Here is a 9,100-nt window from a genome sequence, read left to right as displayed (position 1 = left end):
AAAAGCAGCATTCACCTCTGCTATCAAAAAGTTTTTTAATGTGACGCTACCAAAAATTGCAGGCTCACTTGTATCCAGAATTACGGATAATTTTCAGATGTTGAAGCCTGCATTTTCAAGTTGAACGGGTATAATTAACTTTTAAAGTTAATTGTTGAGCGTTTTAAACCACCCTAACAGACCCTGGCAGGGGTGAGGGCTAACCGCTTGTGAATAGCTCACTGTTTCGGCAATGGGTTTAGCATTCGAAGTTACATGGTTTTTTCTGGCAATCTTGCCTAGCACGGGTTAGCCTTTGTGTAATGTGATACTGTACAATGAAAAAAGAGAAAGCAATTAAAGAGCCGACAACTTCGGCTCTTTAATTCTTAATATTCTGGGTTAATTAGATTAGATAAAACTATGTTAAATTTTTACATAAAAATGTTTCTTATAGGGTGTTTATTAACATCTGTCAGTCATGCTGCGAGCGCGGATGTGGGCCGAGAACGGTGGATTGAGAACTTAAATCGAATGGCCGATCCCGTTTTAGTTTCTCTTAGTGAAGAAACTCTCAAAAAGTCTATACCAAATATACAGGGACCGTTTAAGAAAGGTTATGGCGTTCGAAGCAAGTTTGCTCCACTAGAGGCATTTGGCCGTCTGATGGCAGGTATGGCACCATGGCTAGAACTAGGGCCTGACGATACCGAAGAAGGTAAGCTAAGGGAAAAATATATTCTTCTTGCACATAAGGCAGTTAGTAATGCTGTAAACCCTCAATCACCTGATTATATGAATTTTGATTTTGATAAGCAGCCACTGGTAGATTCGGCCTATCTAGCCCAGGCATTCCTGCGTGCACCAAAACAACTATGGCAGCGTTTGCCTGAGCAAGATAAGCAGAATGTCATTGTCGCAATGCGTAAGGTTAATAACATTGTAGATACGTCTTATAGTAACTGGCTGCTATTTGGAGCAATGGTAGAGACGTTCTTACTCGAAGTTACGGGGGAAGCTCAGGTAGCCCGGATAGAGTTTGGTGTTGTAAAGCATATGGAATGGTATGTGGGAGATGGCTTTTATTCTGATGGCCCAGAATTCCACCGTGATTATTATAACTCTTATGTTATTCAACCCATGCTTATAGATATATTGACAGTACTTAAGAAACATGAACATTCATTGGGTAAAAAGTATTACGAAAAGGTACTGCAGAGATCGTCACGCTATGCTGCAGTGTTGGAACGTATGATTTCACCAGAAGGTACTTATCCAATTGTAGGTCGCTCATCTGTCTATCGTTTTAGTGCTTTCCAGAGCCTGGCTCAAATGGCCTTAATGAGGCAATTACCAAAAGACCTTCCAGAAGGACAGGTTCGTGCTGCCTTATCAGCCGTGATGGAACGTTTCTTTTCTGACTACCCCAAAAGCAATTTTGATAAAGAGGGTTGGTTGAAAATAGGCGTTATTGGAGAGCAGATAAATCAAGCTGAACCATATATATCATCAGGCAGTGTATATATGAACTCTCTTGGCTTTTTGGTTCTGGGCTTGCCGGCAGAACATAGTTTCTGGACTAGTAGGGCTAAGCCTTGGACTCAAAAACGGATCTGGGCTGGTGAACCTGATGTTATGCGGGATGGCTACTTTAGAGAGAAAAAATAACCTCGTTCTATAGTGTATTTGTCGTGACTTTGAAAGTCGTTTTTTTATTCTGGTTTGAACCTTTAGTCAGATTATAGTCATCACTGGGTGATCTGAATATGTGTAAAGGCATAGTATAGTTGGTGTAGACACTTTGCCGCCATTTATCGATGTTTATCCTTCTAACTTATTGATATATTAGGATTTAAGTGCATGGTAAGACCACGTATTAAACCACCCGAATCGCTAGTTAACGATGATTAGTCAATCACCCGAATAAAAAAGGCTCACATTTCTGTGAGCCTTTGTCGTATTTAGGAGGGTCCAAATCAATGGACTGCGTCATGGCTAATGTCAAGCAAGCGGTAAGTCTGCAACCACCTGGTTGAACGTGATACGAGCATTCTGAGCTTGCTCAGATAACTCGATTTTTTTCGCTTGTGCGGCACTAAGATTACTCTCGGCCTGCTCAAGTGCTTGTTGTAGGTTCTCTGGTAACTCGTGAGTTTCCATTTGTGCACCTTGTTCTAGCACATAAGCGCGAATTTCTTTCTTCACTGCGGCAAGTTCTGTGTAAGCAACACGCTCAAGTTCTGCAGCTTCTTGTGCTGCATCTCTTTCTTTCTCAAATTGAGCCAGTGCCATACCTTCTGCAGACCAAGGGTCCATATCTGGTAGTTCTTCGATATTGATCGTTGGCTCGATGTACGCGTCTTGATGGCGTAGATCGAGGCTCGTTGCACGAACCGCTGAAATCATCAGCATCACAGAGATCACCAGTAGCGGTAAGCCACCAACTATTGCTGCCGTTTGTAGCGTACTTAGACCACCCAAGAACATCAGAATCGTTGGCAAGAACGACAGTGTGAATGCCCAGAACATACGGTTCCAACGCATTGGCTCTTCGGTCACGTTATTTTGCACAACAGACGCTAGGATGTATGAGATTGAGTCAAATGTCGTTGCAGTGAAAATAATACACAGCAGCGTAAATACCGCGATAACTAGTGTACTCATTGGCAGTTGCGCAAGCATCGAGAAGATAGCTTTGGTAGCGCCTTCTGCATTCAAAATCGCTACTACATCTAGTTCACCAGAAAGTTGTAGTGATAGGCCATAGTTACCTAAGATCATGAAGAACAAGAAACAACCTAGAGAGCCAAAGAAAATTGAACCTGACACCATTTGTTTGATGGTTCTTCCGCGAGAGATACGCGCAACAAACAGGCCCATACTTGGTGCAAATACTAGCCACCATGCCCAGTAGAAAATGGTCCAGTCTTGTGGGAAGTGCGTGTTCTCAAAGGTACCGTAACCACCAAATGGTTCAGCCCACGTTGCCATCACGAAGAAGTTAGACAGTAGACGACCAATAGAGTCTAAGCCTGTTTCTAGCATGAAGATTGTTGGACCGGCGATCAGAACGAAAGTCAGTAAACCCATTGCACCCCAGAAATTGATGTTACTCAGGATCTTGATGCCTTTTTCCAAGCCAGCATAAGAAGAGTAAGCAAAAATTGCCGTACAAACTAAAAGCACCATTGCTTGCGTAAGGTTGTTTTTAGGTAGACCGAATAGGTGATTCAGACCTTCAGTGATGAGAGGTGCTGCTAAACCTAGTGTTGTCGCGGCGCCACCCAGTAGACCGAAAATGAATAGGATATCGACGATTTTTCCAGGTACGCCTTTACTGCGGTGTTCACCAAGAACAGGCATTAACGCACTAGAGATCTTTAGAACAGGCTGTTTACGCACATAAAAGAAGTAAGCGATAGGAATCGCTGGGATCAGGTAGATAGACCAAGCGATTGGTCCCCAGTGAAACAAACCATAAGTTGCCGCCCAACGAACCGCTTCTTCACTTCCGGGTTCTAGTTGGAAAGGCGGTGATTGGTAGTAGTAAGCCCACTCAATACAGCCCCAGTACAAGATACTTGCGCCGATACCACCACAGAAAAGCATTGCTGCCCATGATGCAGTTTTGAACTCAGGTTCTTCATCAGCTTCACCCAGTTTAATTTGTCCCATATCACTGAACACAACGTAAACCATGAAGGCACAAGCAGCTAGGCCTAGAGCAAGATATAGAAATCCAAGTTGATCCGTCATGAATGTTTTCGCAACCGCAATCCAGTCTGCGCCCTGTGCAGGGAACAAAATGAGCGGGAAAACTATCGTGAGTAGGAGTGCAATCGCACCAAAGAAAGTAGGCTTATCAATAAGCTCAAAAGTGTTTTTCACGAGTATTATTCCATTAAAATGAGAGCGGAATTATGGAATGAACTCGTTTTTTAGACCAAATCGGGTCTGTTGTCGTGACGACAAATCGCTTTAATGCAGAGAGGAAAGTGCAGTAACAGAGGGGAAAGTTAGATTAAGGCAAGTAGAATGCCACCAACGGTTGCCGCTGCGGATAAGTATTGCCCAGCTGAATAAGAACCATCGTCCTCTTCTTCAATCTTATCTGGGTGATCCATACCTAAAGCGCCATGAGCGAACGATTCAACTTTATCGGTAACGGTTGCATTTTCCGCTTCGAATTTTTTGGATTCTTTATCGATTTGTTTAAGAGCAGATAATAGCGCTTTTCCTTCATCGGAAAGCTTAACGGTATTTTGTTCCACCTTGAGTGGAGCAGGCTTTTCAGCCTCGATGCTTTTATTCTGTGCGTTCATTTTCGCAGGTGAATACAGCTGAGTATTATTCGTTCCTACTGGTGTCATATCGCTCTCCTTACCTATCCTTAAATATAGTATCGGCAGAGGTGTGAAAAACTTGTGCATTTAATCACCGTGGTGATGTTTTTTTATTCGCACATTGTTTTTTCGTCTGCTTAGTCAAACCGTCTAGTTATTAAGCAAATCTTGTGCCGATAAGGAATTTGAATGTTATATAGAGTTAGAGTGGATGATAGGAGCCAATGAAGCTCTGTCGATGGGCTAGTTATCTAGAATTAGCCCATCGTTTCGTTCTCTTATAAGAATGGATAAGAATGGATAAGAATGGATAAGAATGGATAAGGATGGTTTAGTCGCACTCTAGGCTAGCGCCGCGCTTAGATAGGTGTTTGTATGCCTTCATTCTGTTCTCTTTTTTAACAAAGCGAGCGGGTGGAGAAAGCACTTTGAGCTGGTAGTCCCTGCTATCTGAAGCGATTTCCTTAACTGGGCTGATAATCGCAATTTTTAGATCGGGATTGCGACGCAGAATCGATGCAGCTGTGCCTAAACCATCTTCTGTATGGAACTTGCCAGCAACATGAATCACTTGCTGATCTGGGTTTGATGTTAGGTAACCGACAATCGACTCCGCCATGGTTTCATCCCATGTTACTTGAGCGGCAAACTGCTTTTCTGTTTGCTCTGGCGTGCCGTGATGCATCGAAGCCATGAATTTTTCTTTGTAAAGGCTATCGCCAGTATCCACTTCTGAAGCAATCCACTGACGTTGTTCCGTCGTTAGCTGATCTAGATAGGCTAATCCCTTACGGCCAATGCATTGTACGAAGGGTTTTGGTGCGTTTGCCGCGATGATATCGACGTCATTGGTTTTAGCGAACTCAACTAAAGCGCGATAATCACTTTCGTAGTTTGGCCAAGCTGCCGCTTGAGACATAAGAATTTGTTCGCCAATTTCATCATTGAGATATTGGTTTAATGTGTCTTGATGTTCTCGAGTGAACTGTTCCATTGAAAGCGCGATGTTTGATGTGGCGTTGTGACGTGCTTTTAAGAAATCGGTTTGGAAGCGATGGATTGCCGAGTGAGTGTGCCATTCGCCAATAAGAACCACATCAGCGTCAATCAGCTGTTTAGGTAATGCATCGAGAGAAAGCGTTTCGCCTTGTGGAGACGCGAATTGGTAGTCGTAGAATGTGGAAACGGCTTGCGTTTGCGTGTTAGCCACTTTTTGAGAAGTGCTGTTTGAAGGTTGATTAGCACAAGCTGTAAGCAGGGTCGCTAATCCGATAAGAATAATACGTTGCATGAAATGCCTCCTTGAAGAACACGCATACTAAAGGAGGCAAGAGGATATTTCAATGCAAACGATAATCAATATCAATTAAATCTGTTTGCGGTACACTCGCAGCATAAAGTCCGCTTCACAGTTGAATTGCTCAGCATCAATGAGTTGTTGTTTAAACTCTTCACTCGCTTTCCAAGCAAACGGCGTCATCTGTAGCAGGTCGAATGCGTCTGACCCCGATAGTTCCATCATATAGTTTAGTTGCTCTTGGTGCTCAAGAGTAAAACCTTCAATCATTTCTGGATCTTCGTCGTGCAAGCGAACACCATCATAAATTGCATCACGCAGCTGATACAGGTGTCGGCTAGCAGGGGTCACGGTGATCACCACGCCATTGTCTTTGATGGTGCGCTGCAGTTCTTCAGCCTTGCAAGGCGCATAAATGCGTAGAATGCCGTCTAAGCTGTTTTCCGCAAAGGGCAGGCGATGGCTCGAAGCGACTGAGAAGTCGACAGCAGGGTAGCGTTTAGCTGCGTATTTGATAGCAATCTTAGAAATGTCTAGGCCAAAAGTCGCACCATTCTTTTCTTGAAGGTTTACCGCAATTTCATTGGTGTAATAACCTTCACCACAACCGATATCTAATAGGCTAGGGGCGGTTGCTGGCAGATAGCTAGCGCATAAACCAACAACAGCTTGACGCATTGGATCGTAGTGGTTGCCTTCAAGGAAGCGGCGACGAGCCTGCATCATCTCTTTGTTGTCACCTGGATCTTTTGAGCGTTTGTGGTGTGCTGGCATCAAATTAACATAGCCTTCTTTCGCTAGGTCGAACTGATGGTTCTTTTCACACTTAAACGTACGATCGTTTTGAGATAAAGGTTGGTGACACAAAGGGCATTGGTAAGTCATTGCGAACTCGAGGTAGAAATTTCAAGTCCAAAATTTTAACAGGAAGCATAGTGGGGCGCTAGAATAAACGCAGCTGTCTTGGTTTACGGCAATTAGTGAAGATACAGAGGCTGTCAGTGAAGAGATAGAGCCAACGTATGGTTGGCTCTATTGGTTATGAGCAAGTCACTGATAGAAACAGTGAACTCGGTTTTTAGCTAAAGAAGTTAACTTGGTTCTTTAACGACTCAGCTTGTTTTTGAAGTTCATCAGCACTGTGAGAAGTCTTAGCGCTGGTTTCACGGCTTTGCTGGTTCAAATCGCTGATCGCATGCGCGTTCGCTGCTATTTCTTGAGAAACCTGAGCTTGCTCTTCTGATGTCGCAGCAATGGTTTCAGCTTGAGAGGCAATAGATTCAACTTGAGAGGCAATCGACTCTAGGGCTGTGCCTGCTTCTTGCGCTTTATCAAGTACTTGGTTGGCATTCGATTGGCTTTGTGTCATCAGGTTCACGGCATTGTTAGTTGAAGATTTCAACTTCTCGATGATGCTCACTACGTCTTGTACTGACGTTTGTGTACGATGAGCCAATGTTCTTACTTCGTCAGCGACCACGGCAAAACCACGACCCTGATCCCCCGCTCGCGCGGCTTCTATTGCAGCGTTCAACGCAAGTAAGTTGGTTTGTTCTGCGATGTCATCAATCATCTTGGTGACGGTTTGAATGCTTTCGCTATCAGAACTCACTTGCTCGATGGCCGATGCTGATTTGTCTAATTGATCATTTAGCTGGGCAACATCAATACACACACCTTCAACGACTTCTAAACCTTTCTGGCTGTCTTCATTTGCAAGGCGAACATTTTCAGCAATGCTATTCACTTGCTGCGCTACAGATTCTGCCGAGGTAGCCATCTCTTCAATAGCGGTAACGACTTGCTCAACCTGTGCTTGCTGGCGGTCAGATTGGCTCAGATTGTGGCTAGCATCCTGTGACACACTGCTAGAGCTGTTTTGTACTTGATCACTGGTCGTACGAATTTCTCCAACGAGTGTATTCAATTGAGCAGCCATATTCGCAACGCCGGTATTTAGGTTGCTGATTTCATTCTTAGTCTGTTTACCGTTGTTTGGAATATGTAAGCTGACTTCGCCTTTTCCTAAGCGCATCATGTATTCGTTTAAAGTCGTTAACGGCGTCAACGTACGGTTCAATACGAGCGTTAACACGACGATGGTAGCGGCGGCAATCAAGGTCGCGATTATCGCGATAAGTTTCAGCAGTTCGTCGCTGCCTTTAGTGACTTCATTAATAAATGTGCCGCCAAGTAGTTTCCAATTCCACCCCGGAACTTCGGTATAGACGAGGTATTTTTCGCCCACTGTTCCTTGATACTCAAAAGGGTAGAGAATCAAGCCGGATGGCTGCTCAAAGAGCTGATAGAAAGGTTTGTTACCGTCGTAGTCGGCAACATCCACAATAGATTTATCACCTCCAGCATTAGTAGGGTGCAGTAAGTACTGGCCTTGATGCTCTTCTTCATTGTCAACGATGATGGTATAGCCAGTATCGCCCCATGAGACAGAACGCAATGACTCGAACAGGTTTTGTGTCGCCTCTTCTACGGGTAGACCAATGAAAGAGACACCGTTAACTTTGCCTTGTGCATTCGTTAAAGGTGCGTAGTAGGTAATGTAGCGTTGGCCGAAGAGCTTCACTTGCGCGTAATAAGCTTCGCCATTTTTGAGTTTGTTATAGCCAGGATGATCCTTGCCTAACGTTGTGGCAACAACACGTTCCCCTGACGGTTTTTTTAGAGAAGTAGACACGCGAATAAAGTCATCGCCAAATGGGGCAAATAGGGTTGCTACAGCGCCGGTGTCGCGAGTAAAGCTATCAACGAGTTTAGTGTCGTTGATTAGGCTTTCACCATATTGAGTCATGTTAGGAATGGAATGACCGTTGAACTCAACGTCGTAATTCTCAACATAAACACCTGCTAGGTAACCGTTACGAAAGGTGGATTCTAAAACTTTGGCGGTATGCAGGTAGGCATCGAATTGGCCAGATATGGTTTTGGCCATCGCTTCTACTTTGGATTGGTGTTCCCTTAACGTGTTGTCTAATAATACTTGTGAGGCATTGCGATACACGAGCGTTGCGATAGAACCAAAGGCGATAAGTAAGCACAGCAAAATGACCAACTTAAGTTGGAAGCCAACACTTTGATTTTTGTATTTATCGAACATGAATTCATTATCCTGTCTTCATTGAGGTGTTGTTAAGTGGTTTTAGATAAGTTTGTTATTGAGCCTCCTATCATAAGAACTTATTCATAGGCAGTAATTGATAAGAATTAATGAATTGATAGTTATATTTATAAATTATGGTGTATGAGATATGAAATGAAATTTGGAATGTATTAAATCTGAGTAGGTAAGCTTTGTCTGCGTTAACTTACAAACTGGTCATGGGAATAGAGATAGAGATAGAGATAGAGATAGAGATAGAGATAGAGATAGAGATAGAGATGGTTAGGGCAATAAAAATGCAGCTCATGGGCCAACACCTATCATTTAAGGTGTTTAGATCGCACAGTGTAGCGAGTCTTACTA

At 43.6% G+C, this 9,100-nt stretch carries 6 protein-coding genes and 1 pseudogene; 2 read left to right on the top strand and 5 right to left on the bottom strand.

Going from position 1 to position 9,100, the window contains the following annotated elements; translation table 11 throughout:
* Window positions 1-124 (top strand): annotated as a pseudogene (locus AB6C75_RS21845) (IS630 family transposase); the annotation flags it as partial.
* Between the two features lie 278 nt (window positions 125-402).
* Window positions 403-1,647: a DUF2264 domain-containing protein gene (locus AB6C75_RS21840; RefSeq protein WP_372100264.1), complete on the top strand. Its 1,245-nt coding sequence runs from the start codon at window positions 403-405 to the stop codon at window positions 1,645-1,647.
* A 333-nt stretch (window positions 1,648-1,980) separates the two neighbouring features.
* Here AB6C75_RS21840 and AB6C75_RS21835 read toward each other — a convergent pair whose 3' ends face one another.
* The 5 genes from AB6C75_RS21835 to AB6C75_RS21815 all read right to left on the bottom strand — a co-directional run bounded on the left by AB6C75_RS21835 (window position 1,981) and on the right by AB6C75_RS21815 (window position 8,734).
* A complete protein-coding gene (locus tag AB6C75_RS21835) occupies window positions 1,981-3,867 on the bottom strand; it encodes a BCCT family transporter (RefSeq protein WP_012603497.1) in 1,887 nt (628 codons plus the stop codon).
* A gap of 128 nt (window positions 3,868-3,995) precedes the next feature.
* Complete coding sequence (locus AB6C75_RS21830) at window positions 3,996-4,349, bottom strand: hypothetical protein (RefSeq protein WP_065678626.1); 354 nt, start codon at window positions 4,347-4,349, stop codon at window positions 3,996-3,998.
* A 304-nt stretch (window positions 4,350-4,653) separates the two neighbouring features.
* Window positions 4,654-5,613, bottom strand: a complete 960-nt coding sequence (locus AB6C75_RS21825) for a ChaN family lipoprotein (protein ID WP_372047931.1) — start codon at window positions 5,611-5,613, stop codon at window positions 4,654-4,656.
* A 75-nt stretch (window positions 5,614-5,688) separates the two neighbouring features.
* Complete coding sequence (gene rlmA, locus AB6C75_RS21820; protein WP_009848662.1) at window positions 5,689-6,504, bottom strand: 23S rRNA (guanine(745)-N(1))-methyltransferase; 816 nt, start codon at window positions 6,502-6,504, stop codon at window positions 5,689-5,691.
* 193 nt (window positions 6,505-6,697) lie between these two features.
* Window positions 6,698-8,734 carry a methyl-accepting chemotaxis protein gene (locus AB6C75_RS21815; RefSeq protein WP_372047930.1) on the bottom strand — a complete coding sequence of 679 codons (2,037 nt, stop codon included), beginning with the start codon at window positions 8,732-8,734 and terminating at the stop codon, window positions 6,698-6,700.
* Window positions 8,735-9,100: the final 366 nt, after the last annotated feature.

The organism is Vibrio sp. 10N.237.312.B06 (genome assembly GCF_041464685.1).
GTDB classification, from domain to species: domain Bacteria; phylum Pseudomonadota; class Gammaproteobacteria; order Enterobacterales; family Vibrionaceae; genus Vibrio; species Vibrio tasmaniensis_A.
This window is presented reverse-complemented; position numbering and strand designations above follow the sequence as displayed.

Coding starts and splice junctions, on each gene's coding strand:
- AB6C75_RS21840 (WP_372100264.1), top strand. CDS start 403: ATGTTAAATTTTTACATAAAAATGTTTCTTATAGGGTGTTTATTAACA.
- AB6C75_RS21830 (WP_065678626.1), bottom strand. CDS start 4,349: ATGACACCAGTAGGAACGAATAATACTCAGCTGTATTCACCTGCGAAA.
- AB6C75_RS21825 (WP_372047931.1), bottom strand. CDS start 5,613: ATGCAACGTATTATTCTTATCGGATTAGCGACCCTGCTTACAGCTTGT.
- rlmA (WP_009848662.1), bottom strand. CDS start 6,504: ATGACTTACCAATGCCCTTTGTGTCACCAACCTTTATCTCAAAACGAT.
- AB6C75_RS21815 (WP_372047930.1), bottom strand. CDS start 8,734: ATGTTCGATAAATACAAAAATCAAAGTGTTGGCTTCCAACTTAAGTTG.